16 protein-coding genes are annotated in these 20,764 nt (G+C 64.9%); 8 read left to right on the top strand and 8 right to left on the bottom strand.

The window, feature by feature from the left end; translation table 11 throughout:
• Positions 1–2: 2 nt before the first annotated feature.
• From VT03_RS17275 to VT03_RS17250, 6 genes are all read right to left on the bottom strand, one after another.
• On the bottom strand, positions 3–836 hold the full coding sequence (locus tag VT03_RS17275; protein ID WP_156514568.1) for a class I SAM-dependent methyltransferase: 834 nt from the start codon (positions 834–836) through the stop codon (positions 3–5).
• A 102-nt stretch (positions 837–938) separates the two neighbouring features.
• Complete coding sequence (locus tag VT03_RS17270) at positions 939–1,877, bottom strand: hypothetical protein (protein ID WP_156514567.1); 939 nt, start codon at positions 1,875–1,877, stop codon at positions 939–941.
• A 444-nt stretch (positions 1,878–2,321) separates the two neighbouring features.
• Entirely contained in the window at positions 2,322–2,657 is a 336-nt protein-coding gene (locus VT03_RS17265) for an RNA recognition motif domain-containing protein (protein ID WP_075094132.1), read from the bottom strand.
• 886 nt (positions 2,658–3,543) lie between these two features.
• Entirely contained in the window at positions 3,544–4,050 is a 507-nt protein-coding gene (locus VT03_RS17260) for an HNH endonuclease (protein WP_082846295.1), read from the bottom strand.
• A gap of 402 nt (positions 4,051–4,452) precedes the next feature.
• Positions 4,453–6,378 (bottom strand): ABC transporter transmembrane domain-containing protein, encoded by a 1,926-nt coding sequence (locus VT03_RS17255; RefSeq protein ID WP_197488982.1) that lies wholly within the window; start codon positions 6,376–6,378, stop codon positions 4,453–4,455.
• A 179-nt stretch (positions 6,379–6,557) separates the two neighbouring features.
• Positions 6,558–7,526 (bottom strand): ABC transporter permease subunit, encoded by a 969-nt coding sequence (locus tag VT03_RS17250; protein ID WP_082846790.1) that lies wholly within the window; start codon positions 7,524–7,526, stop codon positions 6,558–6,560.
• A gap of 248 nt (positions 7,527–7,774) precedes the next feature.
• On the opposite strand from VT03_RS17250, the gene VT03_RS17245 reads away from it, so the two are divergent.
• A complete protein-coding gene (locus VT03_RS17245) occupies positions 7,775–8,554 on the top strand; it encodes an SGNH/GDSL hydrolase family protein (protein ID WP_075094130.1) in 780 nt (259 codons plus the stop codon).
• Between the two features lie 117 nt (positions 8,555–8,671).
• On the top strand, positions 8,672–10,210 hold the full coding sequence (locus VT03_RS17240) for a YifB family Mg chelatase-like AAA ATPase (protein WP_075094129.1): 1,539 nt from the start codon (positions 8,672–8,674) through the stop codon (positions 10,208–10,210).
• Between the two features lie 269 nt (positions 10,211–10,479).
• On the opposite strand, the gene VT03_RS17235 is transcribed toward VT03_RS17240, so the two are convergent.
• Together VT03_RS17235 and mazG are read right to left on the bottom strand one after the other, a co-directional pair.
• Positions 10,480–10,917, bottom strand: a complete 438-nt coding sequence (locus tag VT03_RS17235; RefSeq protein ID WP_075094128.1) for a helix-turn-helix domain-containing protein — start codon at positions 10,915–10,917, stop codon at positions 10,480–10,482.
• Positions 10,918–11,526: 609 nt separating this feature from the next.
• The gene (mazG, locus tag VT03_RS17230) at positions 11,527–12,432 is read right to left on the bottom strand and encodes a nucleoside triphosphate pyrophosphohydrolase (protein WP_075097161.1); all 906 of its coding nucleotides are present in this window, start codon (positions 12,430–12,432) and stop codon (positions 11,527–11,529) included.
• A 175-nt stretch (positions 12,433–12,607) separates the two neighbouring features.
• On the opposite strand from mazG, the gene VT03_RS17225 reads away from it, so the two are divergent.
• The 6 genes from VT03_RS17225 to VT03_RS17200 all read left to right on the top strand — a co-directional run bounded on the left by VT03_RS17225 (position 12,608) and on the right by VT03_RS17200 (position 20,720).
• Complete coding sequence (locus VT03_RS17225; RefSeq protein WP_075094127.1) at positions 12,608–13,807, top strand: class I SAM-dependent rRNA methyltransferase; 1,200 nt, start codon at positions 12,608–12,610, stop codon at positions 13,805–13,807.
• Positions 13,808–14,527: 720 nt separating this feature from the next.
• On the top strand, positions 14,528–16,159 hold the full coding sequence (gene serA / locus VT03_RS17220; protein WP_075094126.1) for a phosphoglycerate dehydrogenase: 1,632 nt from the start codon (positions 14,528–14,530) through the stop codon (positions 16,157–16,159).
• Between the two features lie 45 nt (positions 16,160–16,204).
• Positions 16,205–17,152 carry a prepilin peptidase gene (locus VT03_RS17215; protein ID WP_156514565.1) on the top strand — a complete coding sequence of 316 codons (948 nt, stop codon included), beginning with the start codon at positions 16,205–16,207 and terminating at the stop codon, positions 17,150–17,152.
• A 238-nt stretch (positions 17,153–17,390) separates the two neighbouring features.
• Positions 17,391–17,723: a PadR family transcriptional regulator gene (locus VT03_RS17210; protein ID WP_075094124.1), complete on the top strand. Its 333-nt coding sequence runs from the start codon at positions 17,391–17,393 to the stop codon at positions 17,721–17,723.
• Positions 17,724–17,755: 32 nt separating this feature from the next.
• Positions 17,756–19,147, top strand: coding sequence for a hypothetical protein (locus tag VT03_RS17205; RefSeq protein WP_075094123.1), 1,392 nt, complete (start codon positions 17,756–17,758; stop codon positions 19,145–19,147).
• A 40-nt stretch (positions 19,148–19,187) separates the two neighbouring features.
• Complete coding sequence (locus tag VT03_RS17200; protein ID WP_075094122.1) at positions 19,188–20,720, top strand: hypothetical protein; 1,533 nt, start codon at positions 19,188–19,190, stop codon at positions 20,718–20,720.
• Positions 20,721–20,764: the final 44 nt, after the last annotated feature.

Here is a 20,764-nt window from a genome sequence, read left to right as displayed (position 1 = left end):
CGTCAGCCGGCGGCCGGGCCCCGCCGGAACACGAACTCGTTGCAGCCGAGCCGCTTCGTCGATCGGGAGTTGACGAGCGCGAAGCCGCGGGACTCGCAGAACCGCACCGTTTCATCGAAGCCGGCGACTTCGAAAGGGAGCCCCCCCAGCCAGTCGACCCAGTCGTGCGTGATCGACATCCCCCGCTCCTCAAAGTACGCCGCAAACTCGTTCCGGCCGCGAAGGAGGGATTTCAGCGTCGTCCGCAGCGCGAAGTAAGGGACGAAAGTCGCCAGAACCAGTCCCCGGAGGACCGGATGGGCGCAGTACGCCTGCTTGACCCGCAGCCAGAACCGCGAGAGCCAGCCCTGGTCGTTGTAGAGGGCGATGAAGAGCGTCCCCTGGCCCGCCACGCGGCGGCACGCCAGGTCCACGCCGGTCCACATCCGGCCGGTGTGGTGCAGGACTCCCCAGGAGTAGACGATGTCAAACTCTCCGAGCGAGGTGAGGAACGCTTCATCGAGCGCGGAACCCCGGTGGATGATCCATTCCGGGTCATCGGAGAACTCGCGACGGCGGAGCTCCTCAGCACAGGCCACGCTCTGCGGATCGAAATCAAAGGAGACGACCCGGGCTCCGAGGCGCCGCGCGGCGAGCGAGAAGAGACCGCTGCCGCATCCGATGTCCAGGAATCGCCGGCCGTCCAGACGATCGACCTGGAGCATCGACCTCAGCGAGCCGACTGCCCGCTGGATCCGGTCTTCGTTCAGATGCTCGAGGAAGCTGGCCCAGTTCCGGCCGAACTCGAACCGCTGTCCCGCGCGGATTTCGGCTTCGAAACGGGACGGCTCAGACACGCTGGGAGATTCCTTCCGGCCGCCCGCCTCGGCTGCCCAGACTCCAGGGCGCCCTTCGAAGACGCGATCGGAGCGACAGGCCGAGTTCTCAGGCGGAAGGACTTACCGCGAAACCGGCAGGGGAAGGCTGGTGGTGAGCGGCTTGGCATCGACCGTCTGCCGGTCCCCCGCGACTCCCCGCTCCTTCTCCATCTGCTCGACGATCTGGGCGTTCTTTGCCAGGAGGGTCTGGAGCTCGGCGAACTTGTCGCTCAGCTCGCGGCGGAGCTTTTCGACCTGGGCCTGCTCGACATCGCGGACTCCTTCTTCCTTGGCGAGGCTCTTGACGAGCCCTTCCTTCACGTCTTCGCTCGCTTCCGGCAGAGCGTTCGGATTGCCGTTGAGCTCCGCCATGCGGCTATCGAGCTGCTTCTTCGAGCCGGCGATCTCGATGTCCTTCAGGCGGACCAGATCCTGCTCCGTCTGGAGCTTCTGGTCCATCTGGATCTGCTGCGACCGGAGCTCGTAGAAGTTGCTGCGGTGGGCGATCGGAATCAGGTCGCGGACCCGGAACAGACCCGCCTGCCACGTCTCGGACTCGCCGGCGAGCGGCGGATGCGTGAGCTTGACCCCCGTCCGGTCGGCCCGCGGGTCGACGACGTCGAAGTCGCCGAGATAGCGGGACTGTCCGTCGGGAGTCGTGGCGAACACGAAGACCGTCGGAAGCGGCTTGTTGGCCCCCATCGGCTGGGTTGCCAGCCCGGCGCTCATTCCGACGCCGAGATCGATGATCGGCTCGGCTCCCCCCTGAACGCTGGAGTTGGGAGCGGTCCACTCCTGTCCCCAGGAGTTCTGCACCAGGGAGATCTGCCGATCCAGCGCGGCGACTTCCGGCTCCAGCGTCTTGAGCTGGGCCTGATTCTTGTCGCGGGTCTGGACCAGGGTGTCGTACTTGGCCTGGTACTTCGACCGGACGTCGAACAGCCGGCCCGCCAAATACAGCGCACAGGCGGCGCTGACCGGCACGAGGAAGAAGGCGCAGATCTTACCGAACAGATTCATGCTCACCGCCCCTGACGCGGGTGTGGGAGGAACCGGTGTCGCGGCCACCTCATCCTGGCAGGCGGACGCTCCACGAGACCGACACGGACCGCTGACTCTATCTCCTCTCGGTCATCGACCGGGCGGGCCATCCGCGTGAGAGACACTCGAATCAATCCGCGGAGGCAACCTGTGCGGGTTGTGCCAAGGGTGCCGGTGCCGCGAGGTGGCACGGTCGCAAATCCATCCTACGCCTGCCGATCGGCCAGCGTCAACGGGCTTCAGAGACGGGAACGCCGAGGGCAGGGCTTCCCTACAGTGGGGTTCGAGACAGGAGAGGTCCCGACAGACAAAAGGCCAGCATCCGCGGGTTGCGGGCTGGCCTTGGATTCTCGTACTTTTGCTTTTTGTGACGTCCGTTCCGGCACGTCCGCTCTGGCCCGTCCGTTCTGGGGGCCGCCTCGTTTAGAAGCGATCCCAGGGAATCGGATCCTTGATCGGCGCGATGGGTCGGGCCGACTCGGACCGGCCGCTCGCCACATGCGGCGGCGGGGGCGAAGACGAGCGGGCTTCGTTCACGGTGACGCGGCGTCCGCCGATCGTCGAGCCATTCAGCCGCCGGATCGCCTCGTCGGCGTCGTCCAGACGGGACATCGAGACGAACGCACAGCCCTTGGAACGGCCGGTTCCGCGATCGGTCACCATGCGGACCGACGACACCCGCCCGTAGCGTTCGAAGGCGGTGCGGACTTCCCGTTCCGACGCTTCGAAGGGCAGATTGCCAATGAAAATGCTTGTCATCTGATCAAACTCTCCGGGTGCCGATCGGCACCGTTTTCACACGCGGACTCTTTTCCGCGCTCTGGAGGGGCCGGCTGACCTGTCCCAGACCAGCAACACAGTCAGAAGGACAGGACGACCCCGTGCAGGACCACTCGGGTGCGCAGCACCCCTGCTGAACCGAGAGGGACGAGACAAGGACGTTCCCGATGCGACCATCGTGCCGTTCGCAAAAAACAGCCGGCCAGTCGCCGTGAAAACATCCCTGAAATCACGTCCTTCCGACTGGTCCACAGGATCAATCGGATCGGTCCAGAACCGAATCCCCACAACCCACGTGTGCCCTGGGTCAAAGGGATGACCGCGGTGACCACGCTCTTCAGCCGCCGGCGGGCAGAACCCGACTCAGCAGCCGGAATGAACGACATTCACCCGGCGGATGGAGAGTTCGCCACTCTCCGGAAACATCGGCGAAACCATCGCAACGACGGACGCTCGACGGATTTCACCACACCGTCAATGCTCTCGATCGACACCGGCCACACACAAATGAGCCGGAGACTCAACCAAGGCACTTCGCGGCAGAAACACCGCAATCCAGACAGAAACAACGAGCCAGACAGCACGCCTGAACCCGCAGGCCATCACACGTCAGACTCGGGTGTGATGGATTAAGTATATCGAATGCTTTCGACCGTGACAGGCCAGATTCTCCAGAAACTCCAAATGGACGGTGGAAATTGCCCAAGTTTGAACAGGGCTGGAGGCTTATGGCGAAGGGCCGGAATGAGAGCAAGAGCATCCGAGAGTCCGAAAGGTTCGGGGGGCCCGAACGGTTCTGGTCCACACGAGAGGCGACGGCAGTAAGCTGTTCCTTTCTTCTTCTGCCGGATCCCGTCCGCTTCTCTCATGCCGCTTTTCGCCGCCGGCGGGCCAGGTCGGCGGTGACCCGCTTGTGGCATGGCTGACACAGTGTCCGATATCCATCGGCCCGGCACAGGCCGCCCCCTTCGCAGACCGGGACGATGTGGTCCGCCTCCCACAGCCGCCGGACGGAGAAGAGTCCCGTCCGGAATCCCTCCTTCTTGAGTGCGATGAGATAGATGCGGGCGCCGCCGAACTCCCGGCGACGGCGGAGGGCGTTGACGATCCGGCGGATCCGCTCGGTGTCGCAGCCGCAGAGTGAGCAGACCCCTCGGTCACGTTTTGAAACGGCCTGGAAGATCGCCGCGGGCTGGAGTGACAGGAAGGCGTCGACGCAGGGCTGGCCGCACCATCGGCTCCGGCGGGGCGGGACCGCCGCGCCGCACCAAGTGCACTCCTTGGATTGCCGGCCGAGCACGCGCCGGAGCTGTGCTGCTCCGATGATCCGTTGCCGGCGTCCGAACCGGGCAATCCACTCCTGGGCGTGCATGGCGATCCTTCGCGAAGACGACGTTGCGGGAGGCTACCGTCTTCCTAGTAAGGGGGGCAGGCCAATTCCGTCCCCTCGCCGGCACGGCTGTGTCACGTCAAACCCAACGTGCTCCGGCAGCCTGGGGTCAAGGGGGCCCCGCCCCCTTGCCGCCGGAGGCACTTCTATGAGGAACCGTGGTACACAACGGATGTTCGCTTTGTGGCCCCGGCGTTGAGGACTCACCGCTCGCTTTGCCATCCCCGCGGATTGGTGAGGGGGCATACGGCACGTTGTCCGCACTTGGACACTCGCTCCTTCAGACATCTCTCGACGAGAGGGCCTCCGGCGGGCAAAGAGGCGTTGCCCCTCTGCACTCCCCACCAGGGGTGCCCCTGGACCCGGTTCAAGACACCAACTCGCTCAGCCCTTCTTGTACACGTTGTACGTCGTGTACTCCCAATGCCGGAACAGGTCCGACTTCGTCACCAGATCCGCATACGGACCAATCGCCTCGACCCGCCCCTCATTCACCAGCACCACCTGATCCACACGACGGACCGTCGACAGCCGCGTCGGAAGGAAGATCACCGTCCGATTGTTCATCAGACGGGAGTAGGCATCGTCGATCGCATCCTTCGTGACAGAATCGAAGGTGATCTCCGGCTCTTCGACAACCAGACAGGCCGGGTTCCGCAGCGCGGCCCGCGCCAGTCCGATCCGGAACGACTGGCCGGCATCAAGCCGGTCCCCATGTTCCCCCAGCAGCGTCTCATAACCTTGCGGCAGCTTCTGGATGAACTGGTGGGCGTGAACCATCTTGGCGGCATCGGTCGCGGCCATCGTCGTGTACTTGGCATCACCACAAGTGATGTTCTGCAGCACGGTGCCGGTGAACAGCGGATCGTCCCCGCCGACGTAGAGCATCTCCGCCCGGATCGACTCCAGAGTCCCCCAGGCGACATCCTCGCTGTCAAAGAGCACGCGGCCCGCCTGCGGCTCGATGAACCGCGGGAGCATGTAGGCGATCGCGCGGGAGACGCGGCGGTCAAACGAGACGACAGCCACGGAGCTCCGCGCCGGAATCCGCAGGTCGAACCGCTCCAGGAGCGGCTTGCTGCTGCCGACCGCGTACGTGACGTTCTCGAAGATGATCGATTTGGAGACCGGCTCGATGAACTTGGCCCCGACCGCCTGACTCACTTCGGGAATCGTCAGGAGATAACGCTGCACCGCATTGCTGGCGATGTCGAGCTTCAACCGCGCGTCGACCTGATGCTTGAGGGCGTTGACGCTTCGGATCAGAAGGCCGAAGCCGACGAGGAACGTCGCCGCCACGGCAAGCGAGATCGGATTCGTCTCCGACAGGACACGGGCCCCGATCAGGAACAGGACGATGGCCGAGAGGAGCGCGATCCCCGCCCGGGCGGTCCAGATCGTGGAGCCTTCCAGGTTCTGCCCCAGCAAGACATCGCGCGTCAGGCGGTCGAGATACGTCTGGAACTGCTCGTGCTCGAAGTGCTCCATCGAGTATCCCCGGACCAGCCGCGGCTTTCCGAGCCCTTCCGAGAGAGCCCGAACCGCGCCCGAGGCCCGGTCGATCGCCAGCCGACGCTGATCGGCTCCGGCCCGGCGCTCATACCAGTAGAGCCACACCGCGGCCGCCAGCGGAACGACCGCCTGCAGCGTCAGCCGCCAGTCGAGCCGGAGCAGCAGCAGCAGGACCAGCACCGAGGTCAGGATCTCCCGCCACCACGTCCGGGCGAAGGCGAAGACCCCGTCCCAGATCTGGCCGGTCTCCCGGAGAAACAGCGAGACGACCGTCTCGTTGGGGGTGTTGTCGAGCCCGCTCAGGCCGACGCGGAGCGACTGCCGGTGCAGGTCGCTTCGGACTCGGGAGGCGACCTCGGCGGCGAGCCGCGATGAGAGAGTCCGAATTCGGGAGCGGCAGATCGTCCAGAGAGCGGCGAACGAGGCCCACGCGAAGATCAGCCAGAAGAGCGAGCCGCGGTTCGTGCGGAGGAATTCGTTCCGCATCCCCCAGGCCAGCAGCTGCCCCACGGGATTGATGTTCCGCAAGGCCCATGCGGTCGGCATCAGTCCGGTGTTACCGGTGGGGAGCGTGGTCCCTTCGTCGAAACCGAAGAAAGCGACGGCCCGGGGAGCGTCGTCCGGAGCGATCACCAAGTGTCCATGGTGAACCAGCAAGTCCACCAGCAGAGCGAAGATACAGAGCACGACAACGATCGAGATCGCCGCCAGAGAGCTCCAGAGCAGGATGCGGAGCCCGATGCTCTGCGTCCAGATGCGGCGGGGGAGGAGACGATCGAAACCGGTCGGGGCGGACATGTCGGATTCCTGAACGTCGCGAGCGGGGCGGACCATCCTCTACGACTGGCAATCCGTAACCGGGATCTCACTCCCTTACTTGTTGGTCGAGGGCCTGGCACCCCGGGGGGAGGGCCGAACGGACAGCCGTTCCTGGTCCATTCGCCACGGGGCACTCGACCTTCAACTCAGTCGGCCTGCTACGCCAGATCCCGGTCCTCGAACAGGATGAAGGCCAGCAGCACGATCGCTGCCGAGTACGCCACCGCGTACGCGCCTGTCGAGAGGAGATAGGCAGACGGGATAATTTTACCCGTCGAGACGGCCGCGGACATGTTGAAGTTCTCCAGCGCCGGCAGGACGGTGGCAAAGAACTGGGCCACGAACGGGACGAACGGAATGTCCTGCAGGGCGGACCGGACGAGCACCGGCATCAGGTGCCCGACGATGAAGATCGAAAAGCACGCGGTCATGTTCACGATCATCGGCATGCGGGTCGAAATCGCCACGCTCACCGCCGCCATGACAGCCGACTCGAAGAAGATCAGGACGAGGCCCGGGAGCAGCGTCACGGCCGCCTCGTAGCGGTCCTTCTGCAGCGAGGGAATGTTCCCGCGCCACTCGACGTAGTCGAGGAGTTCCTTGCCCGACTCCTTCTGGTCGAAGCCGAACTTGAAGTAGGTCAGACAGACGAGCACCGTCCCGACGATCACGATCATCCAGAACGAGGCCTGCAGGATCCCGAAGTACTTCCCGAGGATGAACTCCCGCCGCGTGACCGGCTTCGAGAGCAGGGTGATTGCGGTCTTACCTTCGATTTCTTCCGCCACGCTGAGGGAGGCAGTCCAGACGGCGAGGATCAGCGAGCAGATGAGAGTCGTCGCCAGCCCGCAGTCGACGAACATCTTGGTGTCTTCGCCGAGCGAGAAGAACGGGAGGTAGTAGTTCACCACCCCGACCACGACGCCGACGACCGCCAGGAGGATGAACACCGGCTGGCGGATCGCTTCCTTGAGGGTCGCCCGGGCGATCGAGCCGGTCCGGGTGAAGTAGTTGACCCCGATGAACAGCGCGACGATCGCCAGCAGGAAGCCGAGGACGAGGCCGGTCGGCGTCTGCGGAGCCTGAACCGCCTGCTGAGCCAGAAGCGACAAGGACAACGTGTGCATGGTCAGGAAGAACGACGAAGATGAATGAAAGGCGACGAACGCTACGTCCGGACGCGGAGGGCCGTGAAAAACAACGCGGAAAACCGGGCCTCCGTCCGTCCGAGCCTTCACACTCTACCCAGAGGTGGGACCGGAAGGAACCGTCCTTAACCACTGCATACGTCGTGAATTCCTGTTCTTTTCCCTTTCCACGGGTTTTCACGATACAATCCTCGGACTCGTCGACGCCGTCCTTCCAGGGCTGTCACATGACCGGATTCTCTGCGGAGCAAGCGGACCGACGTCGCCGGCTGTTTCTTCTGGCGCAACTTCAGGCAAGATCAGCAGTTTCGGAGCCAGGCCCCGAGGAGACGGCGACGGTTTCTGGGGCCGGATCCGCACCCGTCCCGACGTGGAAACGGAAGCGGCGGTCGTTCGAGACCGCGATCGCCGACCGGGCGACGCCCCTGGCCTGGGTCTTCACCGGCGAACCGGCGTGCGGCGCCCCTGATGACGGCCCGTCCGTTCCGCTCTCCGGGCTGGCGGGGGTGGCGATCCGGGAGAATCTGCGGCGGCAGACCGACGCCTTCGTCGATACCTCTTCGCCGGGGCTGCGGCTGACGGAACTCCTCCAGGACTTCGACCGCCGCGTGGCCCGCTTCCGGCCGGACATCCTGGTCGTCGGCACGACGACCCGCGAGGAGGTCCGGGCCCTCAAGGGGCTGCCGCGGTTCGAGCGGCGGCTGATTCAGCTCACCCGCTACTGCCATCGCCGCGGCTGCGAGGTGATCCTCATGACGCCGACGTTCCGCGCCGCGACCTCCGCCGAAGACGAGATCGACCGCTTGGTCTATGTGGAGGCAACCCGCGGAATCGCCGCCGAGCACGCGATCCCGCTCGTGGACCTCTGGGCCCACGGGGAAGAGACCGGCGATCTCTCCGCCGGTGGCCTGCTCCACCGCTTCCTCCGGGACTTGCAGCTGGAACGGGAACGGTCCGAGGCTAGTACCGACTGTGGTGCACCGCGACGCCGGGCCTCTCTTCAGTAGAACGCTCCCTAGACGGCACTGCTGTTCAAAGGTTCAATACCGGACCTGAGTCGCTGCGAGTGTGGGCCCGGCGGGCTTGCTCTCCGTCTCGAACCTCTTCTCCGGCCGCGCCCTTCAATGCTGTCCAAACTCTGCACCTACGCCCTGTTTGGAATCGACGCCCGGCCGGTCGAAGTCGAGGTGGACATCTCTCCGGCGGCGGTCCCCAAGACAATCCTCGTGGGGCTGGCCGAGGCGGCGGTGAAGGAGAGCACGCCCCGGATTGAGCGGGCGATGGTGAACAGCGGCTATCACCGACCGGTCGACCGAGTCGTGATCAACCTCTCACCCGCCGATTTCCCGAAGGAAGCGTCCTCGTTCGACCTGCCGATTGCCCTCGGCACGCTGGCTTCGAGCTCGCAGCTGGAGACCGACCGGTTCGAGAAGTACGCGGTCGTCGGAGAACTGGCGCTCGACGGCGCGGTCCGGCCGATCAAGGGGGTGCTGTCGATGGCGCTCCAGGCCAAGGCCGAGGGGCGAAAGGGACTCGTACTGCCGGTCGAGAATGCCCGCGAAGCAGCCGTGGTCGAGGACCTCGACGTCATTCCGGTGGCGTCGCTGACCGAGGCGGTCGGTTTCTTCGCCGGCCAGCTCGACATTGATCCCGTCCCGTTCAGCTGGGCGGAGGCGGTGCAGCAGTTCGGGGCCTATCCGGTCGACTATGCCGACGTGAAAGGGCAGGAGGCAGCCAAGCGGGCGGTGGCGGTCGCCGCGGCGGGACGGCATCACCTGCTGATGATCGGTTCGCCGGGGACCGGGAAGACTCTCCTGGCCCAGCGGCTGGGGACGATCATGCCCGATCTGTCGCCGGAGGAGAGTCTCGAAACGACCCGGGTCTACAGCGTGGTCGGCAAGTTGCCGGCGGGGCAGCCGCTGATGCTGACACGGCCGTTCCGTCCGCCGCACCATACGATCAGCGAGGCGGGGCTCGTCGGAGGTGGCAGCACGCCGCAGCCCGGGGAGATCAGCCTCGCGCACAACGGCGTCCTGTTTCTCGATGAGCTTCCGGAGTTCAACCGTCGGACGCTGGAAGTCCTGCGGCAGCCGCTGGAGGACAACCGGGTGACGATCTCACGGGCGACCGGGAGCGTGACGTTTCCGGCGAACCTGATGCTCGTCGCCGCGATGAATCCCTGTCCCTGCGGGTTCCGGGGGGACCCCAAGCGGCAGTGCAACTGTTCGCCGCCGCAGATCGAGCGGTACATCTCGAAGATCAGCGGTCCGCTGCTGGACCGGATCGACATTCATGTCGAGGTGCCGCCGGTTCCGTTCCGCGAGCTGTCCGACGACCGTCCCGGGACGGACAGCACGACGATCCGCGAAAGCGTGCTGCGGGCGCGGGGGATTCAGCGGAAGCGGTTTGCGGGGCAGGCGACGACGCTGAACGGGAACATGTCGCCGCAGCAGATCCGGAAGCACTGCAAGCTGGAGTCGGAAGCGGAGTCGCTGCTCAAGGCGGCGATGGAGGAAACCGGTCTCTCGGCCCGAGCCCACGACAAGATTCTGCGGGTGAGCCGGACGATTGCCGACCTGGACGGAAGCGACCGGATCCAGAGTCATCACCTGAGCGAGGCGATCAACTACCGGACGCTGGACCGGACGTTCTGGTCACGGTGACGGCCCAGCGGTGAGATCCCCGAATCCCGTGAAAGGCATCGCGCCGCCCGCGAGCCCCACAGAAGAAGAAAGCTGAGATTCCTCAGCCAAACGACCCGTACACTTTTCAGCGACTTGTGACTGGAGCGGAAGCTGATTCCAATCGCCCCCACACTGTACCGTTCGACTCCTGCGACATGTGGAAACGGAGAATCCCGCTGTGACTCGCACTCCGCGGCGCCGGCCCTGCGGAATGACCCGGATCTCACACTTGTTGATCGCGACGGCACTTAAACGGGCGGGGGAGGATACCCGAGTCGAATCATTCGCTCCCGTTCCTCTGCCAGTCGCTCGGCCTCACGCTGTTCGTCGAGCGCCAGCAGTTGCTCTAGACGGGCGAACAGCGGTTGAAGGTGAAAGCGATTGGTTGTCCCGACTTGCATCTCCCGAGCAAGGAGCCCTTTCTCTTCGAGTCGTCGAACGTGGGAACGGACGGACGTGGACGTGATCCCCATTCGTCGACCGATCGTCTTCAATGCCGGAAACGGGGCATTGTCGTCCCACTTGAACGACACCAAATGAATGACCACCATCGCCTCGGTGTGACTCATCTCAAGGCGGTGGTAGTTGTTCAGGAAGAAATCTGAAACCGGAGTGAAACTCACCCCAAGCCGGGGTGTCCAGCGATTCGCCACCTGCCGAGCGACCTGTACGGCTTTCTTGGCCATCTCGGTTCGATGAAGCGGGATAAGGAAACGGCAGGCGGGGGAGTCGAACCCCGGCGCCGAAGCGCCCTAATGGTGTCTAACGCCACGACCAGAGCCGTCTGGACACCTGCCGGTTGCGTCAAGCTTAGGCGGTCGGCCGGAGGAGGGGAAGGCCTCCGAACGGAAAATTTTCGTGGGTCCCCTGCTTCTCCTCCTGCTCTACATCAAACTGTTTATGCTCAATGTCTCTTATTAGGCAACTATTTTCAAATACCCGATCGAAAGTTTTCATTCTACCCCCCACGATCAAATTCAACCGCCTGGGTATTTGAAAAACACAGATTTCTGCACTTCGAAATTGTATCGCAGAGCGAGTCGAGCATATACTTCACACGTCTAACGCCACGGCCAAAACCGTGAGAACCGGCTACTCGAAAGGGTAGTCGGTTTTTTTGATATCAAAACCAAAATGGTGAACACAAGTTCACATTTGACGCCGAGACCTGCCAACGCTCCCCGAGGAAAGTGCCTCCGGCGGGCTAGCAAATTGAGCTTCGGTAATAGACACCCGGTCGCGGTCTTCGAGCAACGAATCATTCCTTCGCTCGTGCATGGTCCAATCGTACGGCGTTACTCCCGTTTCTTCGCCGCCTGGTAGTACTCCTCCATCTCCAGGAGAGAGACCTCGTCCAGCGTCTTGCCGGCCGCCTGGACTGCCGCTTCGATCGCCCGGAACCGGCGGACGAACTTCGCGTTCGAATTCCGGAGCGCCTCCTCCGGGTTCACGTTCCACCGGCGGGCGAGGTTCGCGATGACGAACAGGACGTCGCCGATCTCCGCCTCGACCCGCTTGAACCGCTCGGGATCGTCGATCGGCTCGTCGGGGACGGGATCCCCCTCGACACCAGCCGGAATGATCTCCACCGGCTGCCCGGGGAACAGCTCATCGGTCAGCTCCCGGACCTCTTCGTTGAGCTTGTCGAAGAGCATGTTCCGATGCGGGAAGTCGTATCCGACGCGGGCCGCCTTCTTGCTCAGCCGGGCCGCCCGGGCAAGGGCTGGCAGGTCGATCGGGATGCCGTCGAGGATCGACGTCCGATGCCGCTTCTCCTTCTCCTGGGCCTTGATCCGCTCCCAGTTCTGTTTCACCTCTTCGGGCGTATTGGCCTGGGCATCGCCGAAGACGTGCGGATGCCGCTCGACCATCTTCCGGGTCAGCCGGGCGATGACGTCGATGATCGTGAACCGCCCCTCGTCCGCCGCGATTTGAGCGTCGAGGACCACCTGGAGCAGGACGTCGCCGAGCTCTTCGCAAATGGCGTCGTTGTCGTTCGAGTCAATCGCTTCGAGGAGTTCGTAGGTCTCTTCGAGCGTGAAGGGCTTGATCGTGGCGAGCGTCTGAACCCGGTCCCAGGGGCACCCGGTCGGAGAGCGGAGCCGGGCAATGACGTCGCAGAGTTGCTGAAAGGAGTCCCGCAGCGGCTCGGAAGCGGGCGGGGTGCCGGGGACGATCGACGAAACGGGGGGCGTGTCCATCGAGGGAGAATATCGAATCCGTTCCGCCGACACGCGGCCGTGCCGGCCGGCGAAGAACGAATTCACGTTGTCCGATCGCGTAACGGATTCCTTTCGATCACGGAGGCCGATCGCCACGGTGGCTCTGCTACACTGATCTGTTTTCCCGCCGCCGCCCGCCGTCCGACTGGTTCCGATGTCCTCCGCCGCTCCCACCATCGTTCTCAAGCCCCGCAAGGCGCTTCCGTTCTTCAGCCGTCATCCGTGGGTTTTCGAGGGGGCGATTGCGCATGGCGAGGGGGAAGCGACGCCCGGACAGATGGTCCGCGTTGTCTCGCACGAACGGAAGTTCATTGCCTGGGGGCTGTGGAATCCGACGAGCCGGATCTGTGTGCGGCTGTACTCCTGGGACGAGGGGCAGCCGCTTGATGAGGCGTTCTGGCGGCGGCAGATCCAGGCCGCCGTGGCGATGCGGCGGGAGGTCTTTGCCGGGGGGGATCCGGAGCGGGCCTGCCGGGTGATCTTCAGTGAGGCGGACGGACTCTCGGGGATGACGGTCGACCGTTATGGCGACTGGTTGCTCGTGCAGTGGACGAGTCTGGCGCTGGCCCAGCGCGAGGAGATGCTGCTGCGGATTCTCAACGAAGAATTGAAGCCGCGAGGGATCTGGCGGCGGACTGAGAAGGGGATGGCGGAGGCCGAGGGGCTGGAGATCCGGGACGGTCTGGCGACCGGCGAGCAGCCGCCGCGGCCGATCGTGATTACCGAGAACGAACTGCAGTTTGCGGTCGATGTCGTGGAGGGGCAGAAGACGGGGTTCTATTACGACCAGCGGGATAACCGCCGGGCGGCGGCAGGGTATGTTCGTGGTGGGCGGGTGCTGGACACCTTCTGTTATTCCGGCGGGTTTGGGCTCGCGGCGCTGAAGCATGGGGGGGCGAAGGAGGTCGTGGCGGTCGATACGTCGGCTGCGGCCCTGGAGCTGGCTCGGCGGAATGCGGAGTTGAACGGGCTGGCGGACCGGATGCGGTTTGTTCACGAGGACGTGTACAAGCAGCTGGAAGTGCTGCGTGATGCGGGGGAGCAGTTTGACCTGGTGATCCTGGATCCCCCGAAGATGACCCGGACCAGGGGGGCGCTGGAGCGGGCGATGCGGGGGTATCAAAGTCTCAACAAGCTGGGTTTGTCGGTGCTGCGGCCGGGGGGAATTCTGGTGACGTGCAGTTGTTCGGGGCTGGTGGACCGGACGATGTTTGAGGAGATGCTGGCCGGGGTGGCACTCGATACGAATCGGCGGATTCAGGTGCTGGAAGCGCGTGGTCCGGCGGCCGATCATCCGCTGGCTCTGCATTGCCCGGAGAATGCATATCTGAAGTGCTACATCTGCCGTGCGTAGCGAATGGTTTGTTATGGGCCAACCGGGGGCCAGGGGGTACCCCTGGTGGGGGATGCAAGGGGGCCGGTGGGGGAGGCGGAAGGGGTTCAGGCTGAAGGCGGAAGGTAGAGCGGCGCAGCTCAAGATCATTTGGTCCTGGTCGGGTCCAGGGGCACCCTGGTCAGGGAGTGCAGAGGGGAGAATCCCCTTTGCCCGCCGGAGGCCGTCTCGTCGAACACCATCGGAAACCTTGTGTGTCGAAACGCGGACGACGTGTGGGATGCCCCCTCACCAACCCGCGGGGACTCCAGGGCGAGCGTGGAGTCATCAACGCCGGTTCCACAAAGCGGACGTCCGTTACTTACCACGGTTCCTCATGGAAGTGCCTCCGGCGGCAAGGGGGCCTGTGTTGTTTCTTTGGCCCATTGACCCCAGCGGGCCAGCGACACTGGGTCTGAACATCGGAGACCCGTCGGCCGGGGACGATGTTCGAACACGCACCCGCCGACACGACTCCCGCCACCTCAATCCCATCCCTCCACGGCCACCCCGCTCCAGCGGGACGCTGGCCCTGGCTTGATGATCGCCACCTAAGGTTTATCCTACTCGTTTCGCCTCGCAAGACCCGACGAAGGCACGTTTCCCGAAGTCGCTTTCAATAAAGCACTTCCGGCCGATCGGCTCATCATGCGGAGCATGGGAGCTCCATTCTCACGCCGCCTCGCGGCACTGGATTGACCTATGTATCGCGTTCTCATCACCGACGACCTCTCCAAGGCGGGCATCAAGCTGCTGTCCGAAACGCCGGGGATCGAGGTCGTCAGCCTCAACAAGCCGACGCCCGATCAGGTCAAGGAAGCCCTCAAGTCGTCCGACGCGATCATCGTCCGCAGCGCCACCAAACTCACCCCCGCCCTCCTCGAAGGCCAGACCCGCCTCAAGCTCATCGTCCGGGCCGGCGTCGGCGTCGACAACATCGATCTCCCCGCCGCCACCCGGCAGGGGATCATCGTCATGAACACCCCGGCGGGAAACACCACCAGCACCGCCGAACACACCATCGCCATGCTGATGGCCCTCTCCCGCTTCATCGGGCCGGCGCATGCCTCGATGAAGGAAGGAAAGTGGGATCGCAAGAGCTTCACCGGCGTGCAGCTCGCCGGCAAGACGATCGCCGTCGTCGGCCTCGGCCGCATCGGGCTGTCCGTGGCCCGCCGGGCCAACGCCCTCGAGATGAAGGTCCTCGGCTACGACCCGTTCCTCTCCCATGAGAAGGCGGCCGAAAACGGCATCGAGCTCTATCGCGACATCGATGAGCTCATCACCAAGTGCGACTACCTCACCGTCCACACGCCGTTCACGGAAGAGACGAAGGGGCTCATCAACGCCCCGCGGCTGGCGAAGATGAAGAAGGGGGTCCGGATCGTCAACTGCGCCCGCGGCGGGATCGTCGATGAAGCGGCCCTCGCGGACGCCATCGAGAGCGGCCACGTCGCCGGCGCCGCCCTCGACGTCTTCGTGAAGGAACCGCCGGAGCCGGAAAACCGCCTCCCCAAGCTCCCGCAGGTCCTCGCGACCCCGCACCTTGGAGCCTCGACCGACGAAGCCCAGGAGCAGGTCGCGATCGAAGCGGCCGAACTGGTCGCCGCCTTCCTGACGAAGAACGAAGTCCGCTGTGCGGTCAACATGGTCTCCATCTCCGCCCAGGAGATGGAAGGACTCCGGCCGTACCTCGATCTCGGCTACCGCCTCGGGACGCTCCTCGCGCAGCTCACCCGCGGCAGCAACGTCCAGGGTGTGAACCTCCAGTACAAGGGGGACGCCGCCAGCCGCCCGACGAAGATGATCACGAGCGCGTTCGTCACCGGCCTCATGGGGCAGGCGGTCGATGAGGTCAACATCGTCAACGCCGAGCTGATCGCCCGCGACAAAGGCCTCAACGTCACGACGTCGAGCATCTCCGAGTCCGGTCCGTTCAGCACCCTCGTCTCGGCCACCGTCGTCACCGACAAGGGCGAGCAGTGCGCGGCTGGCACGACCTTCGGCAACGAGTTCCTCCGGCTCGTCCGGCTGAACAGCTTCCCGATGGACGCCTACCTCGACGGCCTCCTGCTGATCTACCGGCACAAGGACGTCCCGGGCCTCATCGGCTCGATCGGCACGGTCCTGGGCAAGCACAAAGTGAATATCTCCTCGATGGCCCTCGGCCGCGAGAAGAACCAGCCGGGCGGCAACGCCGTGGCGATCCTGAACCTCGACAACGAGCCGAGCGCGGCCGCTCTCGAAGAAGTCTCGAAGCACCCGGACGTCACCGGCGTCCAGCTCGTGAAGCTGCCGGGTCTGAACGAGTCGATTCCGAAGGTGGGGATCTAGCTCTGGTGGGTGGAGGTGGTTCGCTGTGGGCAGCGGGAGAAGTGAGTGACCGTTCCCGGACCACCTGTGATTGCGGCGAGCGCCGGCCTTCTGGCGGCGGTGCTCGCCGGCTTTCTCACGCGGCGGGCGTTCGGAGACTGTGAACTCCCGATCCGCCGCTGGCCGATGGTGCTGGCGATCGCCGCGGGGCTGCTCGCGGCCGCTCTCGGCTGGCAGATCCTGGTCGGCCAGTGCCAGACCACGCCGGAGGTCCGGCCGACGGAGCTGTGGGGCGCGGGGCGGGCACTCTATCAGGGGATCCTGATCGCGACGCTCGTCGTCATCACGGCGACGGATCTCTCGAACTACATGATCTCGACGTTCGTCCTCCGCTGGGGGACGGCGGCGGCAATCGTTCTCGCGGCGATCTCGGGCGACCTCCAGATGGCCCATGTCTGGGTCGACTGGAACCAGGCGGTCGAGCAGATCCGCGGGCCGTATCTGCCGGAGTGGCTCAAGACGCACCAGCACCTGCATGGCCTCGCCTGGAGCATTGCGGGGTATGTCGTCGGCGGTGGACTGATCTGGCTCGTCCGGGCGCTGTCGTCGTGGGTGCTCGGCGAGTCGGCGATGGGCTCGGGAGACATCGGCCTGATGGCGATGATCGGGGCCTTCGTCGGCTGGCAGCCGGTGGTGATCGCGTTCCTGATCGCGCCGATTCTGGCCGTCGCCGGGGCGATGGTGACCCAGCTTCGCGGCGGGGCGAGGTTCCTTCCCTACGGGCCGTTCCTGGCCGGGGGAGCGCTCGTCGTGATGTTCTTCTGGAAGGCGATCTGGATGTTCGAAGTGGTCCTCGCGCCGACGCAGGCCCGCGATGACCGCTTCTCGACGTTCGCGGTCCGCCGGATTTTCGGCGATCCGATCATCCTGCTGGGGCTGTTTGGGGCCGTGATTGGGGGCACGCTGATTCTGCTCGGGCTGCTGCGTCTGTATCGCGCTCTGCCCGTCCGCTAGGCCACCGGTCGCGTCCGTTCGCAGAACGGTTTCTTCTGATCTGTGTTTATCTGTGTTCATCTGTGGCCAAAGACCAAAGAGAATTGAGCCACAGATAAACACAGATGCACACAGATAGGAGGAGAGCCGGGCGTTTGTGGCGGCTGCGAAATGAAACTCGAGCGTGAGATTCCTCTTGAAGTCCATACCTAGCCCGTCTAGGCTACATACCTAGCTGGCCGATGTATGGAGTGCTGAGATGGATCCCAAACTGCTGGCGGGGACGCTCGACCTGATGATCCTCGATCTCCTCGCCGAAGGGCCGTCCTACGGCTACGAGATCACCCAGACCGTCCTCGACCGCTCGCGGGGCTACTTCGATCTCAAAGAGGGAAGCCTCTACCCCGCGCTGCACCGCCTGGAGCGGCAGGCGTGGCTTGAGTCCTACTGGACCGAGCAGGAGGGCCGCCGCCGCAAGTACTACCGCATCACCCCTGTCGGCCGGAAGGCCCTCAAGGACAAGCGGACCGAGTGGCAGGCGTTCGCCAGCGGCGTCAACGGGGTCCTGGGGATGGAGTTCGGAGCCGCCTGACGTTTCGTGAGGGCCTGGAGCGGAACGACCTGATGCGCAGTCCTGACGACATCGCCGCCGAGTGGCCTCCCCCGCGGGACGACGAGCCGGCGTCGCTGCGGAGGGACATCATGGACGAACTGGCGGACCACCTGGCCTGCGCGCTGGAGCGGGAGCGACAACGGGAAGAGATAACGCCGTCCGCGGCCGGAACGTCTCCCTGGCAACGTGTCCTCGATCGATTCGGAAGTCCCCCCGCCATCGCGCTCCAGCTGTGGCGTCAGGCAATGCAGGAGAGCCTCTTCATGCAGCGACTCGTGCTCCTCGCCGCCATCTTCGTCATGGGGGCCACATGCTTCGGCATGTTCTTCATCGTCCGGACGCTCTCGTCGCAGAATCAGGCGATCCTGGCGCAGCAGCGGGAGATGGCCGAGACCCTCCGCCGGGTCAACGAACAGGCCCGCGGCGCCGCGGCCCCCCGGACCGAGACGTCGGTCGAGTGGGTTCCGGTCGAAGTCCAGCTTCGTTCAGCGGAGAGCGGAACCTCGCTCCGGCCCGGCTACCTCGTCTATCTCGCGCGGCAGCAGGACACGACCGGCATGCCCCCCTGGGAGGCCAGGACCGACGACACGCCCTTCGTGAAATTTCCTCTCGTGCGGTACGGCCGGTACACGCTCAAAGTCGAGGCCCCCTGGGGCGAGTTCCTGACGCGGGAGATCAACATCAATCCCGGCGCGGCGGTCAGCATGACGATCGATTGCCCCTTCCAGGCGCCGCGGCCGCTGGTGGTCAAGCCGCGGCTCGTGGTCCCCCCGGAGTTTCAACAGTTCAAACTCTTTGTCCAGTTCCGTCTCGGTCAGGGCGAGCGACAGGTCGCCGGCCACCGCTGGAGAACCTTGGAGAACCGCGGCAAGTTCATGGGGAACGCCACGATGGCCCTGGTCGGGACCGACGGTGCCATCGGCTCGTCGGACAAGATTGACGAGCTTGAGCCCTTTCAAGTCCGGGACAAGGCGGGGGACGATCTCGGAGTCCGCTGGCCGGGCGAGGAGCTGGTTCCCGGTGACATGGTCTCTCTCTGTGTGGAGCGGACGGTCGACGCCCGAGGCGCCTACGCTTTCCCTCTGACCTTGGTGGCGGGGGAATCGAACGACGGCCCACACCCGACGAAGGTCATCTTCCATCTCAAGCAGCCGTTCTCGGTCGGGCCGCACATCTCCGTCGTCGCGGAAGGGGATGGCCAGCCGCTGCGGATTGAGCTGACCGAAGAGGGGGGACGGCTGTTGCGGGATGTGCTCCAGGCGTTCAAAGAGAAGTCCGACTACGAGATCACAGTCCCGAACAAGATCGCCGACGTGCTGGTGCGAGGGGAGCTGCCCCTTCTGCGCCGCGGCACTTCCTCGCCGACTCCCATGACCCCTGCCGCGGCGGCCGGATCGGAGTGACTTCGTTTCAGAGCACCCAGCGAGGGCGTCGTTCCCGAACATGGTTCACCGTCCCGACGACATCGCCGCCGACCTCCCGCCGCCGCGCGACGATGAGCCGGCGTCGCTCCGCCAAGACATCCTCGACGAGCTGGGGGACCATCTGCGGTGCGCTCTGGACCGGGAGCGGCAGAGACAGGCGGCCGTTTCGTCGGGAGTCGCCGCGACTCCCGAACAACGGGCCCTGGAGCGGTTCGGCAATCCGGCCCAGCTCGCGCTGCGGCTGTGGTGGGACGCCATGCGGGAGAAGATCATGACTCGTCGACTCGTGTTCGGTCTGGCGCTGGCGATGATGGTCCTCGGCGGGACGGTCGCCGGGGTGCTGTTCCAGCAGCTCCTTCGCCAGCAGGCGATGATGGCCGACTTCCAGCAGCGGATGGCCGCCGATGCCGCCGAGCAGGCGCGGCGCCACGCGGAACAGCTCGACGCGATCCGCCGCGAGTCCCGGGAGGCGAGCGCGCGGCTGATCGAATCGGCCAGGGCCGAGACGGCGTCCGCCCAGGCGGCCCTGGAGGAGGCGCGGGCCTCGCGGGAACTGATGGCCAAACGGGTCACGACCCTGGAAGGGAAGCTCGATCAGCCGTCCGACTGGAATCCCGCCGAGATCACGCTGCGGCAATCCGCGATGGACGGCCCCCCCGCCGCGGGGTTTCAGGTCCGGCTGTCGCTCCAGGGGACGCAGTCGGACATTCCCCCGATGGCGGGGACGTCGGGCGAGGACGGAAAAGTCCGGTTCGAGCGGGTTCGCTACGGAGTGTATGTGCTGAGGATTGTGGCTCCGTGGAAGGAGGCGACTTTGTCGACCGTTCGGATTCAGCCCGGCGAATCCTACACCGCGACCTTCGCCTGTCCTCCGGCGGCGCCGGAGCCGCTCCAGGGCCGGCTGCGTCTGCAGCTTCCGGGCGATCTGAAGACCCGCCCGCTCTGGTTCCGCGTCAATCTGATCAACGTCTCTCGCGAGTTCGCGGGCGTCCGCTGGTCGACGCAGGGTCCCGTCGGCCAGGGTGGCTCTCGAGGGAGTTTCTCCAGCAGCCCCAACCTGATCTTCAGCACGGACGGCACGCTCCACACGCCGGACCGCCCCAGCCGCATGTTCTCATCCGTGCTGGACCTCGGTCCGGGCGGGGAGATCAAGGGGGTTCGGATTCCCGGAAAGGACTACCACCCGGCGGACGGCGTGGAGTTCTATGTGAAGGAAAGCCTCGTGGACCTGCAGAACGATCCCCGGCCCCAGCGAACGCTCCTGATCCCGGCGGCGACGCTGAATCCGGACGAGGTCGTTTTCCAGCCTCACCCTGCCGACTCGACGATTCAGATCGTCCCACCGGAACGGTGCGTCGCGGCGCTGCGGAAAGCCTTTCAGCAGATCGACGACGACGTGGCCAACGGGCGCGAGGTTGTGTCGTCGAACGCGGAACCGTTTCAGGTGACGGCGCTCGGAAACCCCGGGAGCGACGGCTCCAACCGTCCCACGTATCTGCCGTCGAAACTGGAACGAGTCACCGAGCGAGGAGACTCGTTCGGCAATCGATGACAGGCTCCCTCGGATGCGTTCCGACTCAGGAGCCTTCTCACCCA

It is taken from the genome of Planctomyces sp. SH-PL14, assembly GCF_001610835.1.
Taxonomy (GTDB): Bacteria; Planctomycetota; Planctomycetia; order Planctomycetales; family Planctomycetaceae; genus Planctomyces_A.
The sequence above is the reverse complement of the archived record's forward strand: the minus strand, read 5'-3'. Positions and strand labels throughout refer to the sequence as shown.

Bases quoted from the DNA above. Each gene is read 5' to 3' on its own strand.
- VT03_RS17270 (WP_156514567.1), bottom strand. From the start codon at position 1,877: ATGAATCTGTTCGGTAAGATCTGCGCCTTCTTCCTCGTGCCGGTCAGC.
- VT03_RS17210 (WP_075094124.1), top strand. From the start codon at position 17,391: ATGGATCCCAAACTGCTGGCGGGGACGCTCGACCTGATGATCCTCGAT.
- VT03_RS17250 (WP_082846790.1), bottom strand. From the start codon at position 7,526: ATGCACACGTTGTCCTTGTCGCTTCTGGCTCAGCAGGCGGTTCAGGCT.
- VT03_RS17255 (WP_197488982.1), bottom strand. From the start codon at position 6,378: ATGTCCGCCCCGACCGGTTTCGATCGTCTCCTCCCCCGCCGCATCTGG.
- VT03_RS17265 (WP_075094132.1), bottom strand. From the start codon at position 2,657: ATGACAAGCATTTTCATTGGCAATCTGCCCTTCGAAGCGTCGGAACGG.
- VT03_RS17235 (WP_075094128.1), bottom strand. From the start codon at position 10,917: ATGGCCAAGAAAGCCGTACAGGTCGCTCGGCAGGTGGCGAATCGCTGG.
- VT03_RS17260 (WP_082846295.1), bottom strand. From the start codon at position 4,050: ATGCACGCCCAGGAGTGGATTGCCCGGTTCGGACGCCGGCAACGGATC.
- VT03_RS17240 (WP_075094129.1), top strand. From the start codon at position 8,672: ATGCTGTCCAAACTCTGCACCTACGCCCTGTTTGGAATCGACGCCCGG.
- serA (WP_075094126.1), top strand. From the start codon at position 14,528: ATGTATCGCGTTCTCATCACCGACGACCTCTCCAAGGCGGGCATCAAG.
- VT03_RS17245 (WP_075094130.1), top strand. From the start codon at position 7,775: ATGACCGGATTCTCTGCGGAGCAAGCGGACCGACGTCGCCGGCTGTTT.
- VT03_RS17205 (WP_075094123.1), top strand. From the start codon at position 17,756: ATGCGCAGTCCTGACGACATCGCCGCCGAGTGGCCTCCCCCGCGGGAC.
- VT03_RS17225 (WP_075094127.1), top strand. From the start codon at position 12,608: ATGTCCTCCGCCGCTCCCACCATCGTTCTCAAGCCCCGCAAGGCGCTT.
- VT03_RS17200 (WP_075094122.1), top strand. From the start codon at position 19,188: ATGGTTCACCGTCCCGACGACATCGCCGCCGACCTCCCGCCGCCGCGC.
- mazG (WP_075097161.1), bottom strand. From the start codon at position 12,432: ATGGACACGCCCCCCGTTTCGTCGATCGTCCCCGGCACCCCGCCCGCT.